The organism is Shinella sp. 838 (assembly GCF_029623935.1).
Classification (GTDB): domain Bacteria; phylum Pseudomonadota; class Alphaproteobacteria; order Rhizobiales; family Rhizobiaceae; genus Shinella.
The window spans coordinates 1-25,091 of sequence record NZ_JARSBQ010000030.1 but is presented as its reverse complement, the minus strand read 5'-3'; the positions used below and the strand labels follow the sequence as shown (position 1 = coordinate 25,091).

Below are 25,091 nucleotides of genomic sequence, written 5' to 3'. Positions count from 1 at the left end.
CCTTCCATCACGATGGATTAACTCCGGCGACTGGCAAAACTTGCCTGCGGTGTCGCGCAGCCAGCAAAAGCCTGCCTCTCGTCGCCAAAACGTCCGGTGCTATGCATTAAGGCGGCTAGGTGCAGCGCGGGATGGAAGTGCGAGGCCATGCTGAGATGGTTGGCGATGGTCTGCGCTTGATCGACCCCGCCGCTGCGCGCCCGCGCGACGTCCACCTCCTGCAAAGCAACGATATCGGGCTCACATTCGGCTATGACCTCGGCGATGCGCCCGGGATCGAGTTTCCGATCCGTGCCGAAGCAACTGTGCACATTGTACGTCATGATCCTCAGCTGCCTGCCCATGCCTTCCTCTCGTCGTTTCTGACGTTTCGGGAACACAAAAGCTCCGTTTTCGTTCCGCTTCGACTGACCGGGAAGGATGCGCCACATGAAACGAACCCATATCCTCCACGCGCTCGTCGCCCTTGCGGCACTCGCCGCGGGATTGTTGATCTACCGGACGCTGGCGCAATATTCCTGGGGCGATATCCGCACCTCCCTCTCCGCCATTCCCAAGGGAAACTTCGCCCTGGCGCTCGCCTTCGCGGCCTGCTCCTATCTCTGCCTCACGGTCTTCGACTTTCTGGCGCTGCGCTATGTCGGCAAGCCGCTTTCCTATCCGCGCGCCGCGCTCGCCTCCTTCACCAGCCTTGCCATCGGCCACAATGTGGGCGTCGCGGCGCTCAGCAGCGGCGCGGTGCGTTACCGTTTCTATTCTCGTTGGGGTCTCGATACCGAGGAGATCGCCAAGCTGATCGTTTTTTGCGGTGCGACCGTCGGGCTCGGGCTGATCACGCTGGCCGGGTTCTGCCTCATCCTGCTTCCCGGCACCGCGGGAAAGATCGCCGGGCTCGGAACCACCGCATCCGCCACGCTGGGCATGGTCTGCCTTGCGCTCGGAGCTACCTATCTGGCGCTTGCCGCTTTCCTGCGCGGTGAGCTGAAGATTCGCAGCTGGCGTTTCGCACTGCCGCCGCTGCACCTCGCGGCGCTGCAGATCCTCATCGGTACGGTCAACTTCGCCTTTGTCGCCGCCTGTCTACACCAGCTTCTGAACGGAGAAGCCAGCTACATGGAAACGACCGCCGCCTACGTGGTGGGCAATCTTACGGCACTGGTGAGCCATGTGCCCGGCGGGCTCGGTGTGCTGGAAGCGACAGTCGGTTTCCTGCTCGGCGGATCAGCCTCCATCGGTGCGATGATCGCCTTCCGCGTCATCTATTTCTTTATTCCGCTTCCGCTCGGGCTGCTCTCGCTGCTCGCCAACGAGACTTTTCTGGGATCAAGCACCGACGCCGGTTTGCGCAAGGGCGCAAGCTGACGGCTCAAGAAGCTTTGCACCGCGCCGGCCAAGGCCGAGAATGGCCACCAGGGGGCGACAGGGTCCACAAGGCCGGTTCCCACGACCGGCGCAACCGCTCCCTTGCCTCCCGCATCGCGGAAAGGCCGCAACCCGCGCTCACGGGTGTTGAGCGCATCGATCGTCCGACCCAACATGCCTTGCGCGCGAACCGCGCAAGCGAAGATGGCCGGATCGATATCGAGGTGCTCGGCAAGCAGACGGTCCCGCAGCGCGAGAATGCCACCGCGCTCGGCATCGGAACGGGCTTCAATTGCAATATCGAGCTCGGTATCCAGCCCCTCGCTGCGCTGGTTGAGGTTGGACGAGCCGACACGCAGGAAGGTGTCGTCGACGATCACCAGCTTGGAGTGGATAACAATCTCCTGTTCCGTTCCATCGGGCTTCGGCACGACAGGGTAGAAGGCGCGCATGCGACCGTGTTTGTCACACTGGCTGAGGCGGCGGATGAAGCGGTCGCGGTTCGCGCCGAGCACGAGGCGCTCGATGGTGCCGTGCGAACTCAGCGTCGAAATGACGACCACCTCCGGCCCATTCGGCTCGGCAAGCCGCGCGCACAGCACGTCGCAGACCCGGTTTGACGCGAAATACTGACTCTCGATATAGATATGGCGCCGTGCCGCCTTGAGCGCCGCGACTGTCAGGTCCATTGCCTCGGTTACGGCGGCGTGTCCACGAACGGCAGGCTCCGTGCGTGCGAAGGCGACCTCGACGTTCGTCATCATATCTGTCGTGCCTTTGAGACAGATTTGCGTCTGAGACGCCACCGCCGGAACGGTCACGTCCGTAGCAAAAAGCCAGCGGCGGCGGGCGATATCTCCCGCAAGACGCGCCGCATCGCCCTCAAGCGCCACCTGCATGTCGTGCACCGGTTCATAAGGCTTGCCAGAGGGAAGCTTGCGCCTGGGATCGTCGACAAGGTGATCGCTCGTATCCCAACGCTTGGCTGTGAGATCGATACCGCCGACGAAGGCGACCGTATCGTCGACGACGACGAGCTTCTGGTGATGCGAGCCGCGGATCGGATGGCGGCTATCGAAGGCGAGCACGATGCGCGGATGGGAGGACCAGCGCCGCTTGCGAAACATTTTCAGCGATTTGCCGGAATAGACCGGTCCCATGGCCCAGACGAGCACGCGGACGGTCAGCTCCGGCCACTCCTCCACGAGCCGCAGCAAAAAAGCGCCGAGCGTCAAGGAATGCGGCACTCCGGGTTGCATCGGAATATCTGGATTGAAATCCCAGCCGACGATCCAGACTTCCCGGCGCGCCTGTTTCAGAACGCCTTCCAGTACATTGAAATAGGCCTGTCCATCGACGAGCACGGCGAGGCGGTCGGCCGTCGCCGTGCTCCAGGCATTCTCTCCGGGCCTGATGATCGGTGCACTGATATCGATATCGGGAACGAGGAATGGGTCCACTTCGTTTCGCACTCTCTGCCGCCTTGTCTGGTTTGCCTCTGCAGCGCGGAAATTCGCGGCATCGGCTTTGGTTCCGCGCTTCTCACTGGCATCGGAACATTTTGGCGACTGCCAGCATTGCGTTCGCTTTGAAGCGGGAGAACGAGCGTGGCACCGAGAGCGAACTGGAAAGGCTTCCTGAAGATGGGCGAACTGGTGTGCCCGGTCGCCCTTCATACCGCTGCATCGACCAGCGAACGTATCGCCTTCCACATGCTCAACCGCAAGACTGGCCATCGGCTGCACCGGGAGTTCGTCGACAGCGAGACGGGCAAGGTGGTGGCGCGCGAGGATCAGGTGAAGGGCTATGAGGCGGGCGAGAACGACTATATCGCGCTCGATCCCGAGGAAATCGCCGCCGCAGTGCCGGAGAGTGACAAGACGCTGGAGATCGAGGCCTTCATCGCCTGCGACGATATCGACGACCTCTATTTCGACAAACCCTATTATCTCACACCATCCGACCGGCATGGCGCCGAGGCCTTCGCACTCATCCGCGAGGGCATGAAGACTGCAAAGGTGGCAGCCGTGGCTGAAACCGTGCTCTTCCGCCGGGTCCGCACTCTCCTGATACGCCCGCAGGGAGAGGGTCTCATCGCGACCACTCTCAACTACGATTACGAGGTTCGCTCGGCCGAGGAGAGTTTTTCGGAAATACCCGACCTCAAGCTCAAAGGCGAGATGCTGGAACTTGCCGACCATATCATCAAGACCAAGAGCGGCCGCTTTGACCCCAAGAAATTTGACGACCGCTATGACGCGGCCCTGGCCGAAGTGGTGAAGGCCAAGATCGGGGGCCGCAAGATTAAGACCACGCGACCGAAGCCAGAGGGCAAGGTCATCGATCTTTTGGAGGCCCTGCGTCAGAGTGCAGGAAAGGACAAAACACCGGCCAAGCGCAAGGCGAAGAAAACTGCGGCAACAGGCAAGGCGGCCGCCGGCCGCCGCAAGGCAGGATGAGCATGGCGACGCTCGACACCTACCGGCAGAAACGGAACTTCAAATCCACCTCCGAGCCGCGCGGCCGCAAGGCGCGCAAGAGCGGCCACAGCTTCGTCATTCAGAAGCACGACGCGACGCGACTGCACTACGATTTCCGGCTCGAAATGGATGGCGTGCTTAAGAGCTGGGCAGTGACACGCGGCCCAAGTCTGGTGCCGAGCGAAAAACGTCTGGCAGTGCATGTGGAGGACCATCCGCTCGCCTATGGCGATTTCGAGGGCACGATCCCCAAGGGCGAATATGGCGGTGGCACCGTCATCGTCTGGGACCGTGGCACCTGGGAGCCGATCGGTGACGCGCGGAAAGCCTATGCCAAGGGCCACATGGAATTCACGCTCGACGGCGAAAAACTGCATGGCCGATGGCATCTCGTTCGCATGCACGGCAAACCCGGCGAGAAGCGTGAGAACTGGCTGCTGATCAAGGGTGACGACGAGTTCGCTGCGGTGGAGGGCGAAGACGACCTGCTCGACGAACGCCCGGAATCCGTCAAGACGGGCCGGGATATCGAAGACGTCGCCGGAGAAGAACCGGGGTGGTCCTCGAAGACTGGCCGCATCCGAAAATCGTCGAGGAAAGCGAAGGAAAGAAAACAGGAAGAGGCGACCGTCGAAGCACCTGATCCCTCCGGCATCAAGGGCGCACGCAAGGCGAAGCTGCCGGACTTCCTTCCGCCAACGCTGGCAACGCTCGCGACTTCGCCGCCAGCCGGCGAGCGTTGGCTTCACGAGATCAAGTTCGATGGCTACCGGCTGCAGGGCCGCATCGAGGCCGGCCGCGTGAAGCTCCTGACCCGCAGCGGGTTGGACTGGTCAAGAAAATTCGGCAAGGCCTTGGTTTCCGCCCTCGCAGCCCTACCCGTTGGCACGGCGCTGATCGATGGCGAACTCGTGGTTGAGACTGGCAGCGGCGCCTCCGACTTTTCCGCTCTTCAGGCCGATCTTAGCACGGGGCGCGACGACCGCTTCACTTTCTACCTGTTCGATCTCCTCCATCTTGACGGTTACGACCTGACCCGCGTGCCGCTGGAAGCGCGCAAGGCGCTGCTGGAAAAGCTCGTGCCGGGAATGCAGGGCATCCTGCGCTACAGCGGCCACTTCGACGAGAACGGCGCACTCGTGTTGCGCCATGCTTGCCGCCTTAGTCTCGAAGGCGTCGTCTCGAAGCTGCGTGACGCGCCCTATCGCGAGGGCCGCAGCAAGAGCTGGATCAAGTCAAAATGCTCGGCCCGACAGGAATTCGTTGTTGGCGGCTATGTGCCGTCCACCGTCTCGCGCCATGCCATCGGCTCGCTCGTGCTCGGCGTCTATAAGAACGGCAAGCTTGAGCCCGTCGGCCGCGTCGGCACCGGCTTTTCCGCTCCCGTCGCCGCCGATCTTTTCAAGCGCCTCTCGCGCATGCGCACCGACGAGAACTCTTTCGGCCGCAAGCTGACGGTCGAGGAAGCGCGGCAGGCGCGCTATGTGCGGCCGGAACTGGTTGCCGAAGTGGAGTTTAGCGCCTGGACGGGTGACGGGCATTTGCGCCATGCTTCCTTCCGCGGCCTGAGGGAGGACAAGCCCGCAAAGGAGGTCGTTGCCGAGATGCCGAAGTCAAAGACTGCCGCCGCACCGAAAGCCGAAAAACCACCCCGCCGCACCGTGCGCCTCACACACCCGGACCGGGTCTACTGGCCCGACGAGGGCGTCACCAAGGAAGGGCTTGCGGACTACTACACCGAGGTCTGGCGCTACATCGCCCCGCATATCGTCGGCCGGCCGCTCGCGCTTTTGCGCGCGCCAACCGGCATCGAGGGCCAGACCTTCTTCCAAAAACACGCCTGGAAAGGCATGACCGCCAAGATCATCGAGGTGCAAGATCCTGCGAACAAGGACGATGAGCCCTACGTCGCGATCGAGGATCTCGACGGCTTAGTAAGCCTTGTTCAGTCCGCCGCTCTGGAAATTCACCCTTGGGGCTCGACGCTCAACGACTGGGAGCGGCCGGACCGCATCATCATGGACCTTGACCCCGGCGAGGGCGTGGAGTGGCAGGCCATCATCGACGCGGCCGAGGAAACACGCAGGCGCCTGGAGGCAGCCGGATTGGAGGCCTTCGTCAAGACATCCGGCGGCAAGGGCCTGCATGTCTGCGCACCCTTGAAACCCTCCGCCCGCTGGCCGGCGGTCAAGGCCTTCTGCAAGGCCATCGCCGATGCGATGGCCAAGGACAGCCCCGACAAATATGTTTCGACCATCACGAAGTCGAAGCGGCGCGGAAAGATCCTCATCGATTACCTGCGCAACCAGCGCGGCATGACGGCGGTGGCGCCCTATTCCACCCGCGCCCGTCCGGGCGCGGCAGTGTCCATGCCGCTCGCCTGGGAAGAGCTCAGCGCCGACATCGGCCCGGCCTATTTCACCGTCAAAAATACACCGGCACGCCTTCAGGCGCTGAGCGCCGATCCCTGGGCAGATTTCCGCAAGGCGGCAGTGCCGCTGAAGGCTGCTAAGGCGAAAGGCTGATTACTTGCCCTTGCTTTCCGCCTTGATGCTCCGGCGCAAGGCATCCATGATGTTGATGACATTGCCCGCCGTCGGCGGTGGTGTTTTGGCCTTGGGAGGGCGCTTTCGGCCCTTCTTCTTCGCCGCGATGATATCGAGCAGCCGGTCCTGCACCGGATCGTCCGCCATCTTCGGATCCCATTTTTGGGTGCGCTCCGAAATCAGCGTCTTGACCAGCGCCAACGCCTTAGAATCCGGTTTTGTCTGTTTTAGACCGGCGAAATAGTCCTCTTCGCTACGCACTTCGTCACCGTAGCGCAGCGTCCACAGCACAATTCCCTTTCCGCGCGGTTCCAGCATCACGGCCCGCTCGCGGCGGTAGAGCACCAACCGCGAAATGCCCACCGTGCCCGTTGAGGTCATGGCTTCGCGGATAACGGAAAAAGCCTCCTCGCCGACCGTGTCTCTCGGCACCAGGAAATGCGGAGAATCGTACCAGATCCATTCGATGCTCTCACGCGGCACGAAGGTCTCGATGTCGATGGTACGGGTGCTTTCCAGCGCCACCGCCTCGATCTCGTCATCCTCCAGCATGACATAATCATCCTCGCCGCGCGGATAACCCTTCACCTCCTCGTCCTCGTTCACCGCCCTGCCGGTGACCGCATCCACATAGCGGCTGACGACGGGATTACCTGTCTTGCCGTTGAGCGTGCGAAAACGCACCTTGTCTTCCTGCGAAATCGCCGGCGACATCGCAACCGGGCAGGTCACCAGCGAGAGCTTGAGGTAGCCTTTCCAGAACGCACGCGGCGCCATCAGTCTTTCCTTTCGAGCGGCAAATGTTTCGACAAGGCGAAACGCTCGGCGAACGCGATATCCTCCTGCGTGACGATCGGGATGGGGTCGGAGAGGATGGCAAGCAGCGTTTCGCGCGAAATCGAATCTTCCTCCAGAGCTTCCATCAGCGCGCCGCGCGTTTCACGCTCGGCACGAAGCAGTGCTGCAAGCGCCAGGATCAATCTGTCCTTATTGTCCATGACAGCCTCCCAATCCGTTTGCTAACCGACGTCGATCAGCGCCATGCCGAGATCGGCCCGATGCCGCCGCCGCAATTTGACCGGCGTTTCGCGCAGCACGACCTCCAGGGTGGGGCGGACGTAGCCTTCCAGAAAATGACCTCCCTTCGTGCTTGCGTCCTCAAATCCGAGCACGACATGCAGGTGCAAGCTCGCCTTGCCCGCGTCATCGACCGCCACGTCTCCCAGCATGCTGAGCACTTCCGATTGAACCTCGACAGGTATCTTTCGGTAAGTCTTCGTCTGGAATTCGAAGAAGGCGATGGTGGCCACACGGAAGGCGCCGATCGCGGTAATCGATGCCGCGGTCACCCCTTCCCTTTCGGCAAAGGCGGTAATGCACCCGAAAGCTTCATCGCCCTCATCAAGAACCAGGATGAACGTGCGTTCGCCTGCATCGTCTGCCAGAAGTTTGTGCTTCATGTCCGTTCTCCCTGATCACAGGAAAAGGCCCGAAGCCGCTTTCTGTTCCACAGGCGAAGACCGCGCCACGGGCTTAACGCAAGAGGCCTTGCCCACCGTCGATCCACAGCGGGACACCCGTAATGTGCCGCGCCTTCGATGAGGCGAGAAAAAGGATCGCGTCAGCCACCTCGTCGACAGTCCCGGGTTCGCCATGCGAGACCGGGATATCGCCTTCGGGCCATTTGACGGGAATACCGCTCTCGTCAGCTCCACGCTGTTCGGTGTTCTCGTCGATGTTGGTCTCGATCGCGCCCGGGCATATCGCATTGACGCGGATACCGGCCTTGCCGAGCTCCAGCGCCAATTGCTGCACCATGGCCAGCTGCGCGGCCTTGGTCGCGGAATAGGCGGTGGCACCCGGTGTGGTGAAGGTCCGCGTTCCATTGATCGAGGATACGACGATAATGACGCCCTCGCCCGCCTTCTTGAGATAGGGCACGGCCAGATGCAGCGTCAGATAGGTGCCGCGCAGGTTCACGGCGATCGTCTCGTCCCATTCGGCGGGTTTGAGATCGTCGATCGGAGCCCAGACGCCGTTGATACCGGCATTGGCGATCACGACATCGAGGCCACCGAAGGCACCGACAAGCGTCTCCACGCCGTCGCGCATTGACGCTTCGTCCGCGACGTCAGCCGTAAGCGCCAGTGCCTCACCGCCCTGTCGGCGGATTTCTTCGGCAACCGCCTCCACCTCCTCACGCGTACGGCTCAACAGGCAGACGCTTGCACCATGACGGGCAAGCGCCAGCGCCGCAGCCTTCCCGATCCCTGATCCGGCGCCAGTGACCAGCGAGACCTTTTCTGCAAACAGCATGGCAAACTCCTTCAAAGCGCCGGTCGTTCTTCAAGCTCAGCCGGTGCTTTTGCGCGTGCGCGGCGATGCGCGTTCCGGCGACATTCGAGAAAGCGCAGCAGGCGTTCTTCCTCCGCCCTCAACCCTTGAAGCGCAAGCGCCGGGCGATGGAATGCGCGCTGCAATGCATCCGGCTTTTCGGCAAGCGCTATGATATCGGGATGGATGTAGCTCGACCGCGCAATGGCTGGCGTATTGTGCAGGACCGCGGCGGCCGCTTCGGACATATCCTTGATGGTCGCCCGCTCACCTGCCGCGATGGCATGGCGCGCCACGGAAAACGCAGCGAGGCTGCCTGCCCAGGTGCGAAACGTCTTTGCGGAAACAGCAACGCCAGAAATGTCCGCAAGATAGGTGTTGAGCCGACCTGAATCGATCGGCCGCACCTGTTCCGCCTCATCCTTCCACACGAACAGCTGGCGACCCGGCAGACCGGCACACTCTTCGAGCAGGCGCTGCAGGCGGGGATGCTTCAACATCCGGCGCACGCGCTTGCCACCCTTGGCGGTGAAACGAAGCTCGATAGCGCCTTCGGCAAGCGAAACATGGCGTTTCAGCAGCGTCGTCGCGCCATAAGTCTTGTTCTCCTCTGCATAACTCCTGTTGCCGACACGAAGTTGCGCCTCGTCGAGCAACACAGTGATCGCCGCCAGCATCGTATCGATCGTGCCGGGCATCCCGTCGAGATCGCGCCGTACCGCCCGCCGTAATCTCGGCAGCGCCCGGCCGAAGGCGATGAGCTGGGCGAATTTGTCACCGCTCTTCAGCCGCTGCCAATCCACATGATAGCGGTATTGTTTTCGCCCTCGAGAATCAAAGCCCGTTGCCTGCAAATGGCCGTTGGCCTCGATGCAGATCCAGACATTCTCATAGGCCGGCGGCAGGCCGAGCGACGAGATTCGCGCCTTCAGCGCGGCATCGCGCACGAGGGATCCATCAGGAAGTCGATAACAGAAGCTACGGCCGGTACGCTGGCGCCGGATTCCAGGCTCGCTGTCGGAGACATAGACAAGCCCGGTTTCTTTAAGGTTCTCCGGCGCCATCGAGACCTCTAGGCTGGTTCGAAGACGGCGACGCTGGCGCCGTAGACCATAGCCGGGCTTTCGGCCGCGTGCTCGGCGAATGTATCCTCCGCCGCTCCCGTATCGAGCACCCGCCTCCATTCGGCAATGCCGTTCACCGCCGGCAGCGTCACCCGACAATCTGCGCCTGCATTGAAGACGAGGAAGGCCTGGTCAGGACCCTCGCCGTTTACAGATTTCGAAACAAACAGGCCGAGTGCCCGAAGGTTGCCATCCGCCCAGGCTGCATCGTCCACGAAGGTACCGTCAGGCTTATACCAGGCGATCTCGACAGAACCGTCTTCCGCCGCCTCCCCCGTCAGGAACCGCTCCTGCCGAAGCGCCGGATGCGCCTTTCGGAACGCGATCACGCCCTTGCAGAAATTGAGGAAAGGATTGTCGAGGCCGCCCCAATTGATCCAGCCGACTTCGTTGTCCTGGCAATAGGCATTGTTGTTGCCCTGCTGGCTGTTGCCGAGTTCGTCACCGCCAAGCAACATCGGCACACCCTGGCTCAGCATCAAGGTGGCAATCATGTTGCGCCGGCGGCGGCCACGGGCATCATTGATGGCCTCATCCTCCGTTACGCCCTCCGCGCCCATATTGTGCGAATGGTTGTCAGAATGGCCGTCGCGGTTCTCTTCTGCATTCGCCTCGTTATGCTTGTCGTCATAGGAAACGGTATCCATAAGGGTGAAACCGTCATGGGCGCTGACGAGGTTGATCGACGCCGTGGCGCCACGATCGGAATGGTTGAACTGCGGGGCAGAGCCGGTGAGCCGCGAGGCAAGCCCGGAAACGAGCCCGCCGTCCCCCTTCCAGAACCGGCGCACATCGTCGCGATACTTGTCGTTCCACTCGCGGAAGGGATGCGGGAAGCCGCCGACCTGGTACCCGCCATCGCCGACATCCCAGGGCTCGGCGATCAGCTTCACGCCGGACAGGATCGGATCCTGCCGGATCGCATCAAAGAAGGTGCCATCGCGGTCGAACTCGATGTGGCGCGTGCGGCCGAGCGTGCTGGCCAGATCGAAACGGAAACCGTCAACATGCATGACGCCGACCCAGTAGCGCAAGCTATCGAGCACCATGCGCAGCACCATGGGGTGGGCGACGTTCACGGTGTTGCCAGTACCCGTCGTATCGTAGCTGTGGCGCAGATCTTCCGGCGACAGGCGATAGTAGCTGAGATTGTCGAGCCCGCGGAAACTGAGCGTCGGGCCACGCTCCGAGCCTTCGGCCGTGTGGTTGTAGACGACATCCATAATCACTTCGATGCCGGCGGCATGGAAGCGCTTGACCATGGTCTTGAACTCGGTGATCGCCCGCCCGGAAAGGAAGCGCGGCTGCGGCGCGAAGAAGCCGAGCGTCTGGTAACCCCAGTAGTTGCGCAAGCCCTTTTCAAGAAGGTGGCGGTCATCTGGGAAATACTGGATGGGCAGCAGTTCGATGGCGGAAATGCCGAGATCGACGAGATGTTCGACGATCGGATCACTCGCCATGCCCATGAAGGTGCCGCGCAGTTCCTCCGGCACGCCCGGATGGGTCATCGTCATGCCGCGCACATGGGCTTCATAGATGATCGTCTCGGTCCAGGGCCGGCGGATCGCCGCGTCACCCGCCCAGTCGAAGTCCGAATCCTGCACCACGCCCTTCACCATGAAGGGCGCGCTGTCGCGGTCGTCGAAGGAGAGGTCTTCCGCCGCGTCGCCTATCCGATAGCCGTAGAGCGCATCGTCCCACTGGATTTCGCCGAGGATCTGTTTGGCGTAGGGATCGAGAAGCAGCTTGTTGGGATTGAAGCGATGGCCGGCTTTCGGCTCGTAGGGACCGCTCGCCCGATAGCCATAGACGGTGCCCGGCTTAAGGCCGGCAATGTAGCCGGACCAGATATCCCCTTCGCGCTTCGGCAACGCAAGCCGAGCCGTTTCTTCTCTGCCGTCGTCACTGAAGAGGCAGAGTTCCATCTGTTCGGCATGCGCGGAAAAGACCGCGAAGTGCGTTCCCTCGCCGGTAAATTCGGCACCCAGCTCGGACTTCATGAAATCGAGTTCGGAAAACGAATAACTCATGCGAGTCAATCCCCTTCGATCAAGCTGCACCGCGCCCGCACACAACGGAACCTGCAGAGCGATGGCGCAACGCGACATGGGGCGGATTGTTCCGAGCTTGCGATGCCTCACTATACGGAGCATCTGCCCGACGCCGTCGCGCAACCGGATTACAAACGGTACCGAGAATAAAGGTGCAAAGCCCCTCGACTCAAAGCATCGCGAGCCGGCTGTTTTCCAGGCTGCCGCCATAGGCATCGCGCGCAGCGATCTTCTCCTCGAGCGAAGCGATCACGCTGTCGGAGAAATTGGTCTCGTAGAGCTGTGCGATATTGTGCAGGCCGCCCGGCGTGAAGACATTGATCTCCAGCACCTTCTCGCCGACGATGTCGAGGCCGACGAGGAACATGCCGTCCTCTATCAGCTTGGGCCGCACCGCATCGATGATACCCAGCATGGCGGGCGTCACCTCGACCGGAGCCGGCCCGCCGCCGACATGGATATTGGAGCGGATTTCGCCCTTCGCGGGTACGCGGCGGAAGGCGGCATACTTGCCGTCGCGCATCAGCGGGTGACCGTTCATCACGAAGAAGCGAACATCGCCCTCGCTCGCCTCGGGCATGAAGCTCTGGGCAATCAGGTAACCTTCCCCACTCACGGCCTCGAATATCTGATTGAGGTTATGGTCCTTGTGAGAGGCAACCTTAAACACGTTCTTGCCGCCGGAGCCCTGGAGGGGTTTGATGATCGCCCCTTTCTTCTCACCTTCAAGGAAGCTGCGGATCTCGTCGATATTCTTGGAGATCAGCGTGGCGGGACGCACGGCAGCGGGAAACTCCTGCAGGTAGAGCTTGTTCTGCGCCTTGGAAAGACCGGCGGGATCGTTGACCACTAGTGTCCCGCGCTGCGCCGCCAGCCGACCGAAGAGCGGACCAGCATTCACAGTCCAGGACCGCTCCGGCCCTTCCAGCGAGGGATCGTTGCGCAGGAACAGCACGTCGATCTCCGACGCATCGAAGGTGCGCATCTCCGTCTGGTCGCCCTGCAAATCCTTGTGCAGCGTTTCCAGCTTCTTGTAGCCGGCGGAGGGTAGCATCAGCCCGCGGATGGAAAGGCTGTCATCCGGGCGCAGCACGAACCCGGCAGCCGTGACATAGCAGATTTCATGGCCGCGGTTCAGCGCGGCAAGCGCCAGCGTCGTGGTGGTGTAATGCGGTGTTTCGTCTGCTATCGAATTGACGAAGAAAGCGATGCGCATGAAGGCCTCCTATGCAACGAGGTCGATGGGGGTAAGCCCGGCGCGAAGCCGATCGAGACGATCGCCAGCACCCGACAGGAACTGCGGCACCAGACGTGGCGGCTTGAGGAGGCCGCGCAGACTCAATTCCTGCATGACAGAGAAATGGCGCGCGGCAATCTTGCCGAGCCAGAACGGCTCCAGATCGCCGCCGCCGCGAAGATGGGCGAGAATTTCCAGAAGGCCGCGCAGATAGATCGCATCCTTGGCAAGCCCGCCGCCGCGGTGCAGCCTCAGCGCGATGTTGAAGGCCATGGGCGGCACAAAACCATGATCGCGCGTCAGCAGCCGGTAGGTCTCCACGAAATCGGCGCCGTTCAACATGGCCGCGCAGGCAACAACGCGCGCCGCAATCATCCGGAGCCGCGCGACCGTCATGCCACCGACAAGATATTCCGCCAGAACCGCCAGCCCTTCCTGCGCCCCTTCATATCCGGCAAGGCCCGAACGGAAGAGCCGCAGGCCATGGCCCGAACCGTTGCAATAGGTGAGCAGATGCACGCCGACCTCGTGGCTCAGCAGCGCATCGACCCGCTCGCGCGCCATCGTCGTCGTCCGCGCAATCAGCAGGCGGTCGCTGGACACCATCAAGCCGGAGGGAAGGTCGTCACGCACCTCGACATCCGGCGAAAAGTCGGGGAACTGCGTGGCGTAGCGGGCGATCATCGCCTTGGCGCGCTGCGCCACATAGCGATGGTTCGCGGTTTCCGGCGGGTGCTTGCGCCCCAGTCTGGCGGTCGCTTCGAGAATATCTCCAGCCACCTTTTCCAGCCTTGCATCCACGGCGCCATAGAGCGCCCTGCTCATCTCGACGAAACGGTCATCCCCCCGCGCGGCCAGCATAGAAAGCTGGAGGTCGAGTTCCTGCTGTTTTTCGCGGTAGAGCCCTTCTAGAACCGGATCCTCGAAGCGGTCAAGCCCGATGGTAAAGAGAGCCTTCTTGCGCGCCGCGATATCGATAGAGAGCGGGCGGTAGAGGAGATTTGGCGCGCGCGTGTACCCTGCCCCACTGAACTCCTCCCACGCGGCTTCCGCATTGATCGGCGTGACCGCGAGCAGGAAATCGAAGCTTCGGGAAATATTGTCCATAGCCCGGTCGGCGCGCGTCACCGCCTCCACGAAGACGCCGCGGCCAAGCGCGCGATGCGTTGCGGGCGCAAGCGCCGTCTGCGTGCGGGTGAATTTGCCGGCCGCGCGCAGGCCGGCATCGACCAACTGGGCGACGAGACGGCTCTGGAGCTCGGGATAAATCTCACGCGACTTCGGCACGCGGTAGATCGGCGCGAAACGAACAGTGAGCGTGGGAAATTCCGGCAAACGGCGCGCAAGGCCAGCACTGGGATCGTCGGCAGGAGCAGCACGCGCGACCTGCGGGGCGCGATAGCGGGCTTCGAGCTTTTCAACCCCGCTGACGAAAGCTGTGAGCGCCGCGTCGGCACTTTCCGCCGACACCGAAACGCTTATCTGGAATGGCGCGAGATAGGGCGCGTCCTGCGCCAGCCGATCGGCGGAAAGCTCGCCAAAATCCAGCACCAGGAACGCACCAAATTGTTCGCGCATCTTTTCGCCGACGAGACGAATTATAGCGGCGGCCTCAGCGAGATTGGCGGCCAGCAGGTAGGACGCATTTGCCATGGTGACGGCGCGCGCGGCCGGCGCGGCCCGGCGCCCGACATACACGGCGATAAACGGCAGGGGCCGCTCGATATAGAGACGGCCGCGCCCGGCGAGATCGAGGCGAGTCGGCGGCCCCGCCTCCAGTGCGGCGGCGACACGGGCTAGATCGTCCACCGGTGCGGACCGTTTGCGCGCACTCATGGTCGCCGGTCCGGCATGTCGGCAAGTGCCACTTCCAACACGGGCAAGGTGCCACGGATCGCAGCACGTAGCGCTGCTATGGCTTCAAGGTCCGGTTCACCGGTCCACTCGTCCATGAAAATCTTCTTGAATTCGACCGCAATGGCACAACCTGTTTTCGGAAAATGCTCATGAATGAATCGCGTCTGCTCACCCTTGCCGGCAAAAGCAACGTTCTCGCGCACATCCAGCCGCCGACCCGGAAAAGGCTGCTCCCGAAGACATGCCATGAAGGCATCAACCACCGGCGCCCAATAGGCCCGGTCCATGGAGGACGTGCCGATGTTGATATCCGGAGCCGCTTCCTGCACGGTCGGCGCAGCCAGCGCGCCGTCGCGGCGATGGTTGTAGCTGTGTACATCAAGGAGCACGAAGCGGCCATGCTCGCGCTCGATGCCCCGCAGAAACTCAAGCAGCATGGCATAGTAGCCATCATGCTGGCGCAAAACGCTTTCCACCATGTCAGGAGTCGGCTGCGTATCCCACAGGTCGAGGCCCCAGGCCTGCTCGGGTCGCAGATAGACGGCACCCTCCCGCGGCCGGTTTAGGTCCATCTCGAACCGGGAACGATGAACGACCACGCGATTGACAAGATCCCCGATGGTCATTGCGGTGAACGGATCCTCCTCCCGCAACCGCTCCTCAGGCGTCAGCGCCATCAGGTCCGCCAGGTCCTTACGCAGGAGATGCCCGTCATGGATGGCCGTGCCGACAAGCGGGGAACCGCCGCGCTCCACAGACCAGAGTATATCCTCGCGCAAGTGTACCATCTTCGTTCGCGTTTCCATGCCGCCATAACGTTGCAGTTGCAAACGAGTTCCCGGCGATGGGGTGCCGGAGCGCATACATTGTCTCGAGATATCCAAGGACGTCTGGTGTGCGACCATCGCCGCGGTGGGAGACGAAGGATGGTCTGTCGACAAGGGCGGTGGCCTTGACCATTCATGGGCAGTGCTTGAACGGGACGGCATACGGATAGAGATGGAATGCGATTTCTGGGCAGAGGAGATATGGTTGTCGTTGCTGCCGGCGCTGCAAAATTGAAAGCTTCTCTTTCAGCAGCCCTACTCATCAGGCTGGGACTGCCTTGAGGACAGGGCCGCAGATTCAATTCGATCCAGAGCCGACCGTCAGGCATTCTGCACCTGGAGGCGCCTATGACTTTATCGTCTCGATTGTCGACGAGCGGACATACATCTACCCATGGCATCGCGGCTGGACTGATACCCATACGATCTGGATGGCGATCGAGGTCCACTCGATGGCCTCGCGAGTTGCGCTGAAACGTTTGAGCAATGGGCTCCTCGACACCCTGGCTGAGAAAGGGACACTGAGCGATATTCTTCCCTTCGGAGCGCCTGACTTCTTTGCTATTGATGGGAAGCGAATCGTCGCCCCCCGCGCGAACGTAGTCATTAGCCAGGCGGCAGATGTTCTGGCCATTCCTGCGCGCCATGGAGTACGCGAAGACTTCGAACTGTCGTCTCGGTAATGGCATAGGCAGCGACGTAAGGCGTGCCATTGATGACGAGTTCGCGTGTCCCGGCAATTCTACCCAAGCGCTCACTGGCAGGAAAATCGAGCAGGCGGCGGGCGGCGGCTACTATCCGTTCATCGATCAGGACGGCTGCTGCGGGGTTATCGGCCTCGACGTAAGTGAAGATGGCGTCACGATCCGACAACGCAAAAGCCGACCAAGTAAGTTTCACGATTCTGGCACACCAGCTTTAAGGCGGGCCGCCGCTCGACGTCTGGCAAAGTGCGCCTCGGCCTCGTCGTCCGATAAATCCGGTCGAGTATCGTTTAACGCTTCAAGCACCTTGGTCCGAAACCAGGCGTCATGTGCTTCACTGCCAGAAAGAAGTTCAAGAGGCAGCGCCCCCTCGTTAGCAGTCCGGGTGAGCATAATACGAACCGCATCAGATACCGTGAGGCCCATGCTTTCAAGCACTGCGGAAGCACGGTCCCGGACTTCAGAATCAATACGTGTTTGTACGAGAGCGTTTGCGGCCATGGCTATCTCCATATTCAACGAGAATGTAATGCAATTGAATGACGTTTTCCAGAAAAAGTTTCACGTCGTCATTCCCCGCTCACGGCTCTCTTTAATGCTCTTGAGATCCCATCAGGGGTGAGTAGCGGCCTGCACCGTGGCAGAGTGAGGTCGCTAGAAAACTCTCTGGAGGCCAACCATGCCGATAACAGCAGATCAATCTCAAACGCAGACCGCTACTCTCGTCGATCTTGGCGCAATTTTCGTCTCGTTGGAATTCTTATGTTCATTTGCAAGCGGCGTGGCCACGACTGTTTCGTCCAGCCAATAATGGCTGGTCCTGCCTGGTGTATCCGTGAAGACGCCGGACGAGGCCGCGATCACCGTCTCGAAGGCCCGCCAGTCCCGGCGAAGCTCATCGTCGGAGGCGAAGCCGGGGATCGACAGGGTGATCAGCTCCGGTCGTGCCTTGCGGAGCGCCGCAAAATCGATCCCGAGCCGGGCGAGCACGCCGGGACGGAAATTCTCGACGACGATATCGGCCTCGGCCACCAGCGCTTTCGCCTCATCCAACCCCTTCTCCGTCTTGAGATCGAGGGTAACGATCAGCTTACTACGGTTGAGGATGGCATTGGCGGGATTGTCCCAGAGCGGACCGCCGGGCGGATCGACATGCACGACGGTCGCGCCGAGATCGCCAAGGATCATGGCCACGGCCGGGCCTGCTATATATTGCCCGAAATCAACCACCCGAACGCCGGAAAGCGGAAGCGGGGAACGTGCGATCGATGTCATTTCTCTTATCTCCCCAAGAATTCTCTATGCGCGCGCATCGGCGACGATCCAGCCGGCCGCCTTTTCGGCGATCATCAGCGTCGGCGCATTGGTGTTGCCGCTGGTGATCTTCGGCATGATGCCCGCATCGACGACGCGCAGGCCCTCGATGCCCCGCACCCTGAGGCGGCTGTCCACCACCGCCATCGGATCGTCGTCGCGGCCCATCTTCGTCGTCCCGACCGGATGAAAGATGGTGTTGGCGATATCCCCCGCAAGCCGGGCCAGTTCCTCGTCGCTCTGGAACTGCAAGCCGGGCTTCCATTCCTGCGGCTGATATTTCGCCAGTGCCGGCTGCGACACGATCCTGCGTACCTGCCGCAGGCTTTCGGCAGCGATGCGGCGGTCCTCTTCCGTGCTGAGATAGTTCGGCGCAATCGCCGGGGCGTCTGACACCTTATCAGAGCGAATGCGCACGCTCCCGACGCTGGTCGGGTTGAGATTGCACACACTCGCGGTAAAGGCCGGTACGTTGTGCAGCGGTTCGCCGAAAGCGTCGAGGCTGAGCGGCTGGATGTGATATTCCAGGTTGGCGTGGGCCTGGCCGTCGTCCGACCGGGTGAATGCGCCGAGCTGCGAGGGCGACATGCTCATCGGGCCGCTGCGTTTCAGCACATATTCCAGCCCGATCATCGCCTTGCCGAACAGGCTGTTGGCGAGCGTGTTCAGCGTCTTCGCGTTACCGACCTTAAAGACGGCGCGGATCTGCAGATGGTCCTGGAGATTTTCCCCGACGCCCGGCAAGTCATGCACAGCCTCGATGCCGTGGCGCTTCAGCAATCCGGCCGGACCGATACCTGACAGTTGCAGGATCTGCGGCGAACCGATTGCGCCGGCGGACAGGATGACCTCCCTGCGGGCGCGCACCTCTGCGCTCCGCCCCTGCCGCTGGACCACGACGCCTGCGCAACGCTTGCGGCCGGAACCATCGGCCTCAAGGATCAGCCGTTCGACATGGGATTGCGTCCAGATCGTCAGGTTCGGGCGGTTCTTCGCAGGACGCAAGAAGGCCTTTGACGTGTTCCAGCGCCAGCCGGAGCGTTGGTTGACCTCGAAATAGCCGACGCCCTCGTTGTCGCCGCTGTTGAAATCGTCGGAGCGCGGAATGCCGGCCTCGACAGCCGCCTCTGCAAAGGATTCGAGGATGTCCCATTTGAGCCGCTGCTTCTCGATCCGCCACTCGCCGCCATGGCCGTGCATGTCGGAGAACCGGCTGTTGCCGCCGGTTTTGGGATCCGCACCGTTGTCCAGCCGGTAATGGTCCTCGTGCGCCTTGAAATCGGGCAGGCAGTTCTGCCAGGACCAACCTTCGTCCCCGGTCTCTGCCGCCCAGCCGTCGAAATCACGCGCCTGGCCACGCATATAGATCATGCCGTTGATGGAGGAGCAGCCGCCGAGCGTCTTGCCACGCGGGTAGCGCAGCGACCGCCCGTTCAGGCCGGCATCCGACTCGGTCTTGTACAGCCAGTCGGTGCGCGGATTGCCGATGCAATAGAGATAGCCGACCGGAATATGGATCCACGGATAGTCATCCTTGCGACCGGCTTCCAGCAACAGGACGCGCGTCGCCGGATCGCGGCTGAGGCGGTTGGCGAGCAGGCAACCGGCGGAGCCGCCGCCTACAACAATATAATCAAAAGTATTGTGGGAAGGGGGGGAAGCGTTGCGCGTCATTGTTCTGCCCGCCTGCTCCAACGGAACAACGCACAGTCATAAGCTTCGACATCTTGCCGTGGCATGCCAGCCTCCCTGCCTACATTGTTCAAAGCCATAGCGGAGGTTCAGCCGGAAAATCCAATGACAAATGATAGAAGGCATTATAAATCAAATTAATATGCTGCAGTCGATCGACCTGAGAACATTGAGGGCATTCGTCACCGTGGCGCGGGAGAGCAACGTCACCCGCGCCGCGGAGCTGTTGCACGTCACGCAGCCGGCCGTGACGCTGCAACTGAAACGTCTTGCCGCAGAGACTGGCCTCTCCCTGTTCCGGCGGACCTCCACAGGCTTGGAGTTGACGCAGGAGGGGGCGCTGCTGGCGGCCAAGGCCGAGCAGGTGCTAGCGGCGTTGACGGATTTCGGCCAGACAGCAGGACATCTATCGACACGCGTCCGAGGCAAATTGCGGATCGGCACGATCATCGACCCGGAGTTCACGCGACTTGGCGCGTTTCTGAAGGCGCTCATCGAAAGCGGACCAGGCATCGAAACCACGCTGCGTCACGGAATGAGCGGCGATGTGCCGGAGGGGCTGAGGCGAAATGAACTCGATGCCGGTTTCTTTCTCGGCGACCCGAGAGACTATGACCACGCCGCCGATAGCGCCGGTGAGAACAACGCACCGCTGTTTCATGCCCGCGAGCTGGCGCAACTGACCTATCGCGTCGTCGCGCCGCCGGCGCTTGCCGGTTTCGTGCGCGGCGCCGATTGGTCCCAGCTCGCATCGTTTCCCTGGATTGGCACACCACAGGCCTCGGTCCACAATCGATTGCTGTCGCGCCTGTTTGCCGATTTAGGCGTCCGCCAAAATATCGTCGCCCAGGTGGATCAGGAGACGTCAATGGTCGCCATGGTCCGGACAGGGGTGGGACTGAGCCTTTGCCGAGAGTCGATTGCCCTTCATGAACAACAGGCACACGGCCTCGTCCTCGCTGAGAATATCAAGATCTCCACGACCCTGAGTTTCCTCCACCTGGAGGCTCGCAACCAGGATCCGACGATACTCGCCGCCTTGGATGCGATCAGGCGGGCGTGGGGCTGATTTCATGGGGCTGTGGTTGTAATTACCATTGGAATGGCGTTCACCCCGGACGCGAACGGCGAATCCAGAATAGGCGATTTCGACCATGCGAAGGGCCTCCAAAGTCAAGAAATTTAGGCCAAAGCCACCTTCGATCTGGGCCGCTGGCTATAGAAGACGCGGATCGAATGCGCCTAACCGGCTCAGTTCTGTCTGGAACCAACAGCGGAAGGATTGTAGCGAATTTGGAGAAACCAGGCTTGATGATTGATGTGGAACTCCGAGCGCTCCGCCGCGTGTTGCGTGATTGGAAAACTCCTATCGGCTGATCATTGCAGACCTGCGCTAAATTTGAGGTTGTCACTCCTACAGCTTTTGCAGCGAAGCCAATCCGATGTCATCCAAGTTGCGTAAAACGTCTCAATGTCAAAGCTCATTCTTATCCTTGGCGACCAGCTCTCTTTGAATATCTCGTCGCTGGAAGGCGTCGACGAGAAGCACGATACGATCCTGATGTGCGAGGTGATGGCCGAGGCGACCTATGTCGGGCATCACAAGAAGAAGATCGCCTTTGTCTTTTCCGCCATGCGGCACTTCGCGGAAGAGCTGCGCGCGAGTGGCTATCCCGTTCGCTACACGCGGATCGACGACGAAGCAAATGCTGGCTCCTTCGGCGCTGAGGTGAAACGAGCAATCGACGATCTCAAGCCGTCTGCAATCTGCGTCACGGAGGCCGGCGAGTGGCGCGTGCGCCTCGACATGGAGACATGGGCTTCCAGGTTCGGCATCGACGTCGATATCCGACCGGATCGCCGCTTCCTGGTATCGCATGACGAATTCAAGGCGTGGGCCGAGGGCCGAAAGGCCCTAACGATGGAGTTTTTCTATCGCGACGTGCGCCGAAAGACCGGCTTGTTGATGAATGGAGACGAGCCGGTCGGCGGACGGTGGAATTTCGATGCTGAGAACCGTCAACCCGCTAAGCCTGACCTGTTTCGCCCGACCCACATGACGTTCGCGCCAGATGATATCAGCAGGCATGTGATCGACACCGTCGCCCTTCTGTTTCCGCAAAATTTCGGCACCCTGGAACGCTTCGGCTTCGCCGTCCGGCGATCCGATGCAGAACAAGTCTTGTGGGAGTTCGTAGCCGAGTTTTTGCCGAACTTCGGTGCAACGCAGGACGCGATGCTGCAGGACGACCCGAACCTCAACCACTCTCTCCTTTCATTCTACATAAACATCGGACTTCTCGACGCACTCACAGTCTGCCGTGCCGCTGAGCGCGCCTATCTCGAGGGCAATGCGCCGCTCAACGCCGTCGAAGGCTTCATTCGCCAGATCATCGGCTGGCGGGAATATATGCGGGGCATCTATTGGCTCGCGGGACCCGACTATGTTGACAGCAACTTTTTCGAAAACACCCGACCGCTCCCGGCTTTCTACTGGTCTGGTAAATCCAAAATGAACTGTCTGGCGACCGTCATCACCGAGACCATCGAAAACGCTTATGCGCATCATATCCAGCGCCTGATGATCACTGGCAATTTTGCGCTGCTAGCCGGCATCGATCCCAAGGCGGTGCATCAATGGTATCTCGAGGTCTATGCCGACGCCTATGAATGGGTCGAGCTTCCAAACGTCATTGGCATGAGCCAATTTGCCGATGGCGGCTTCCTCGGCACCAAGCCTTATGCGGCGAGCGGCAATTACATCAACCGCATGTCGGATTACTGCAGCACGTGCCGGTTCGATCCCAAGCAGCGCATCGGCGGGAGCGCATGTCCCTTCAACGCACTGTATTGGGATTTCTTGGCGCGCAATCAGACCAAGTTGAAATCAAACCGCCGGCTCGCTCAACCCTATGCCACCTGGGCAAGAATGAACGATCGGACACGCCACGAGATACGAAAGCAAGCCGAGAGCTTCCTGGCTGACCTTAGTTCGGGAAAAATGTCATAATCGCGAACCACGACGAAAGCTGAAGTCCACGGCTGGCTTTGTGACTAAAACGAAGGGACATTTGCAATGAAAGTATCGTACGGCAGTTATACCGCCCTACTCATCTTTCTGGTGCTGGTATTGGCTACAGGCTTCACCATCGGCCTGACGATCCGACCGGGCGAGTGGTATCAATCACTGGCAAAGCCATGGTTTACCCCACCGAATTGGCTTTTCGCGCCGGCGTGGACGCTTATTTACGTCTTGATCGCCGTTGCGGGCTGGCGGGTCACAATCCGTGAAGGGTTCAATTCCACCGCCTTCCGGCTGTGGATAGTGCAGATGCTTTTGAACTGGACCTGGACGCCTGTATTCTTCGGGTTTCACCAGATCGGACTCGGCCTTGCCGTGATCGTCTGCCTCTTGTCAATCGTTGTTTCTTTTATGATCAGGGTCCAGGACCGATCGGCGCGCTGGTGTTTCGCACCCTATGCGCTTTGGCTTGTCTATGCGACGTCACTGAACGCCGCGATCTTCCTCTTAAATTAGGAGAGGGATAGTGAAGGCTCTTTTGATCGGATCCTCTGGCGGTATTGGCAAACCACTGGCGGCGCGTCTGCGGGTTGACCTTGGTTCTGATGCCGTCGCAACGCTTTCGCGGAGCGAAGACGGTTTCGACCTCAATGATGAGGCATTCATTGATCGAACGGGCAGCTCGCGATCTGGGCGACAGGTATGGCGCGTTCGATCTAGTCATCAACGCGACAGGAGCGCTGTTGATCGACGGCCATTCTCCTGAGAAGACGATCAAGGCACTGAGCGCCGATGCGATGATGGCGCAGTTCCGCGTCAATGCCATCGGGCCAGCGCTTCTGCTAAAGCACTTTCATTCGCTGCTGCCTCGCAAGACGCGGAACGTGTTTGCCTCCCTGTCGGCGCGCGTTGGCTCCATTAGCGGCAACCGCCTGGGCGGATGGATTTCCTACCGCGCCGCCAAGGCGGCGCAGAACCCGATCATCAAGACGGCGGCTCTGGAGATCGCTCGAACACATCCTCAAGCGATCGTGGTGGCCCTCCATCCGGGAACGGTCGCAACGAAATTGGCACGACCATTTTTGAAGGCGCATCAGAGCGTGGCACCGGACTATGCAGCTGCTAGACTGCTCGACGTCATTGCGAAACTTGGCCCTTCACAATCGAGCGGATTTTATTCTTATGACGGCCAGCAGATCGAGTGGTAGTTAGGGAATGACACACCTCGTCGTGTCGGTTTTTGCGACGAGAGTGGTCTCGCAGCATCGTGGTCTGAATTTTTTTGAACAGGATACGTTGAACGCGGCCAACTATTGGTTATGGGACGGCCCGCCCTTCCGAGGACATCGAGTATGATGTCGCTCTTTTGAAGGGAAGGAGCCGAGCCATGCAGATTTCCATACTCGGTATCGACATCGGAAAGAATAGCTGCAGCGTCGTTGGTGTAGATGACGACGGCGCTGTGGTTGTCCGGCGAACGATGCGGCGACAGACATTGATAAAATTCGTCGAGCAGCTACCGACATGCGTTATTGCGATGGAGGCCTGCTGTGGTGCTCACCATCTTGGCCGGCTCTTTATCGTGAGAGGTCATGAGGTTCGGCTGATGTCGCCGGAATACGTCCGTCCTTATGTAAAGGCGCAGAAGAATGATGACAGAGATGCCGAAGGCATTGCCGAGGCAGCATCTCGTCCGACGATGCGGTTTGTCGAACTAAAGAGCCAAGAGCAGTTGGATATCCAGACGCTGCACCGGGTTCGATCACGGCTGGTTGCGGAGCGAACGACCTTGATCAATCAGCTGCGTGCCGTTCTTCTTGAGAGAGGTGTCATATTCGCCGCAGGCCGCGTGAAGTTCGAGAGCGCTCTGGACGGTCTCCTTGCCGAAGCTGATGAGGTCTTGTCTGTGCGTATCCGCAGCCTGGTCATCGAATTGAGGGACGAATGGCGAATGCTTGATAAGAAGATCGGCGCGGCGAACGCAGAGTTCTTGACACTCGCCAGGCAAAACAGCGCGATGCGCCGCCTGACATCGATTCCCGGCATTGGCGTGCTTAACGCCACGGCACTTGTTGCCGCGATTGGTGACGCCGGCAGTTTTAAGCATGCCCGAGATCTCGGAGCGTGGCTGGGGCTTGTGCCACGACAGTTCACCACCGGAGGCAAGGCACGTCTGCTTGGGATAACAAAGCGCGGCAACACCTACCTGAGAACCTTGCTGATCCACGGAGCTCGAGCGGCAATGCACACGCTCAGTCAAAGTGATACGCCAATCGGGCAATGGCTCCAGACGATGTTGTCCCGAGGCGTCCAGCGCAATGTCGCGATCCTGGCTCTGGCAAACAAGCTCGCGCGGATCGCCTGGGCGGTGTTGCGCAAAGGACAGCCCTATGAGCGGACCTATGGTATAGCTGTAATCTGAGTTATACGCCGCCTCGCTGACCTCGACTCTTTGGCCTTCCCAAAGTGCGGTGAATCTGAATCTCTGGTGCAAACCGGAGGTCTGCGATGCGATCAGGGATTTCATTACGCGAAGATTTT

Annotated in this window: 21 protein-coding genes and 2 pseudogenes; 8 read left to right on the top strand and 15 right to left on the bottom strand. The window is 60.7% G+C overall.

All coding sequences use genetic code 11. The features are described from left to right. Positions 1-116: 116 nt before the first annotated feature. A pseudogene (locus P9A16_RS34355) lies at positions 117-344 on the bottom strand (endonuclease/exonuclease/phosphatase family protein); the annotation flags it as partial. An 85-nt stretch (positions 345-429) separates the two neighbouring features. Between P9A16_RS34355 and P9A16_RS34350 the strand changes: the two are divergent. Next, the gene (locus P9A16_RS34350; RefSeq protein WP_023513069.1) at positions 430-1,362 is read left to right on the top strand and encodes a lysylphosphatidylglycerol synthase domain-containing protein; all 933 of its coding nucleotides are present in this window, start codon (positions 430-432) and stop codon (positions 1,360-1,362) included. Here the strand turns inward: P9A16_RS34350 and P9A16_RS34345 are convergent. Next, positions 1,260-3,098 (bottom strand): phospholipase D-like domain-containing protein, encoded by a 1,839-nt coding sequence (locus tag P9A16_RS34345; protein WP_278026481.1) that lies wholly within the window; start codon positions 3,096-3,098, stop codon positions 1,260-1,262. The genes P9A16_RS34350 and P9A16_RS34345 overlap by 103 nt on opposite strands. Here P9A16_RS34345 and ku (P9A16_RS34340) point away from each other — a divergent pair. Both ku (P9A16_RS34340) and ligD read left to right on the top strand, forming a co-directional pair. Beyond that, positions 3,006-3,821, top strand: coding sequence for a non-homologous end joining protein Ku (gene ku, locus P9A16_RS34340; RefSeq protein ID WP_245290461.1), 816 nt, complete (start codon positions 3,006-3,008; stop codon positions 3,819-3,821). The genes P9A16_RS34345 and ku (P9A16_RS34340) overlap by 93 nt on opposite strands. Positions 3,822-3,823: 2 nt before the next feature. Beyond that, positions 3,824-6,367, top strand: a complete 2,544-nt coding sequence (gene ligD / locus P9A16_RS34335; RefSeq protein WP_278026480.1) for a DNA ligase D — start codon at positions 3,824-3,826, stop codon at positions 6,365-6,367. On the opposite strand, the gene ku (P9A16_RS34330) is transcribed toward ligD, so the two are convergent. The 13 genes and pseudogenes from ku (P9A16_RS34330) to P9A16_RS34270 all read right to left on the bottom strand — a co-directional run bounded on the left by ku (P9A16_RS34330) (position 6,368) and on the right by P9A16_RS34270 (position 19,510). Then, positions 6,368-7,165, bottom strand: coding sequence for a non-homologous end joining protein Ku (gene ku / locus P9A16_RS34330; RefSeq protein WP_130520285.1), 798 nt, complete (start codon positions 7,163-7,165; stop codon positions 6,368-6,370). After that, complete coding sequence (locus P9A16_RS34325) at positions 7,165-7,386, bottom strand: hypothetical protein (protein ID WP_024271507.1); 222 nt, start codon at positions 7,384-7,386, stop codon at positions 7,165-7,167. The genes ku (P9A16_RS34330) and P9A16_RS34325 overlap by 1 nt, the downstream gene beginning before the upstream one ends. Positions 7,387-7,407: 21 nt before the next feature. Continuing rightward, positions 7,408-7,848, bottom strand: a complete 441-nt coding sequence (locus tag P9A16_RS34320) for a PPC domain-containing DNA-binding protein (RefSeq protein WP_130520283.1) — start codon at positions 7,846-7,848, stop codon at positions 7,408-7,410. A 73-nt stretch (positions 7,849-7,921) separates the two neighbouring features. Beyond that, positions 7,922-8,704, bottom strand: coding sequence for an SDR family oxidoreductase (locus P9A16_RS34315; RefSeq protein WP_130520281.1), 783 nt, complete (start codon positions 8,702-8,704; stop codon positions 7,922-7,924). An 11-nt stretch (positions 8,705-8,715) separates the two neighbouring features. Further along, a complete protein-coding gene (locus P9A16_RS34310) occupies positions 8,716-9,786 on the bottom strand; it encodes a DNA topoisomerase IB (protein WP_130520279.1) in 1,071 nt (356 codons plus the stop codon). Between the two features lie 8 nt (positions 9,787-9,794). Then, on the bottom strand, positions 9,795-11,876 hold the full coding sequence (glgX, locus tag P9A16_RS34305) for a glycogen debranching protein GlgX (protein ID WP_130520277.1): 2,082 nt from the start codon (positions 11,874-11,876) through the stop codon (positions 9,795-9,797). A gap of 190 nt (positions 11,877-12,066) precedes the next feature. Continuing rightward, positions 12,067-13,113, bottom strand: a complete 1,047-nt coding sequence (locus tag P9A16_RS34300; protein WP_024271504.1) for a glutathione synthetase — start codon at positions 13,111-13,113, stop codon at positions 12,067-12,069. Positions 13,114-13,122: 9 nt separating this feature from the next. Next, positions 13,123-14,970, bottom strand: coding sequence for a flavohemoglobin expression-modulating QEGLA motif protein (locus P9A16_RS34295; RefSeq protein ID WP_023515298.1), 1,848 nt, complete (start codon positions 14,968-14,970; stop codon positions 13,123-13,125). Next, on the bottom strand, positions 14,967-15,797 hold the full coding sequence (locus P9A16_RS34290; RefSeq protein WP_037409346.1) for an N-formylglutamate amidohydrolase: 831 nt from the start codon (positions 15,795-15,797) through the stop codon (positions 14,967-14,969). The genes P9A16_RS34295 and P9A16_RS34290 overlap by 4 nt, the downstream gene beginning before the upstream one ends. 627 nt (positions 15,798-16,424) lie before the next feature. Further along, the gene (locus P9A16_RS34285) at positions 16,425-16,718 is read right to left on the bottom strand and encodes a type II toxin-antitoxin system RelE/ParE family toxin (RefSeq protein WP_081870767.1); all 294 of its coding nucleotides are present in this window, start codon (positions 16,716-16,718) and stop codon (positions 16,425-16,427) included. Beyond that, positions 16,715-17,023: a type II toxin-antitoxin system RelB/DinJ family antitoxin gene (locus tag P9A16_RS34280; protein WP_037409394.1), complete on the bottom strand. Its 309-nt coding sequence runs from the start codon at positions 17,021-17,023 to the stop codon at positions 16,715-16,717. Before P9A16_RS34280 ends, P9A16_RS34285 begins: the two co-directional genes overlap by 4 nt. A gap of 330 nt (positions 17,024-17,353) precedes the next feature. Then, positions 17,354-17,797 (bottom strand): annotated as a pseudogene (locus P9A16_RS34275) (CoA transferase); the annotation flags it as partial. A 24-nt stretch (positions 17,798-17,821) separates the two neighbouring features. Continuing rightward, the gene (locus P9A16_RS34270) at positions 17,822-19,510 is read right to left on the bottom strand and encodes a GMC family oxidoreductase (protein ID WP_272790551.1); all 1,689 of its coding nucleotides are present in this window, start codon (positions 19,508-19,510) and stop codon (positions 17,822-17,824) included. A 130-nt stretch (positions 19,511-19,640) separates the two neighbouring features. Between P9A16_RS34270 and P9A16_RS34265 the strand changes: the two genes are divergently transcribed. From P9A16_RS34265 to P9A16_RS34245, 5 genes are all read left to right on the top strand, one after another. Beyond that, a complete protein-coding gene (locus P9A16_RS34265; RefSeq protein ID WP_278026479.1) occupies positions 19,641-20,597 on the top strand; it encodes a LysR family transcriptional regulator in 957 nt (318 codons plus the stop codon). Between the two features lie 402 nt (positions 20,598-20,999). After that, complete coding sequence (gene phrB / locus P9A16_RS34260) at positions 21,000-22,538, top strand: (6-4)DNA photolyase (RefSeq protein WP_272790549.1); 1,539 nt, start codon at positions 21,000-21,002, stop codon at positions 22,536-22,538. A 66-nt stretch (positions 22,539-22,604) separates the two neighbouring features. Further along, the gene (locus P9A16_RS34255) at positions 22,605-23,066 is read left to right on the top strand and encodes a TspO/MBR family protein (protein ID WP_023517552.1); all 462 of its coding nucleotides are present in this window, start codon (positions 22,605-22,607) and stop codon (positions 23,064-23,066) included. A 149-nt stretch (positions 23,067-23,215) separates the two neighbouring features. Further along, positions 23,216-23,758 (top strand): SDR family NAD(P)-dependent oxidoreductase, encoded by a 543-nt coding sequence (locus P9A16_RS34250; protein WP_336314297.1) that lies wholly within the window; start codon positions 23,216-23,218, stop codon positions 23,756-23,758. 179 nt (positions 23,759-23,937) lie between these two features. Then, positions 23,938-24,972, top strand: coding sequence for an IS110 family transposase (locus P9A16_RS34245; protein ID WP_130520267.1), 1,035 nt, complete (start codon positions 23,938-23,940; stop codon positions 24,970-24,972). Positions 24,973-25,091 lie beyond the last annotated feature (119 nt).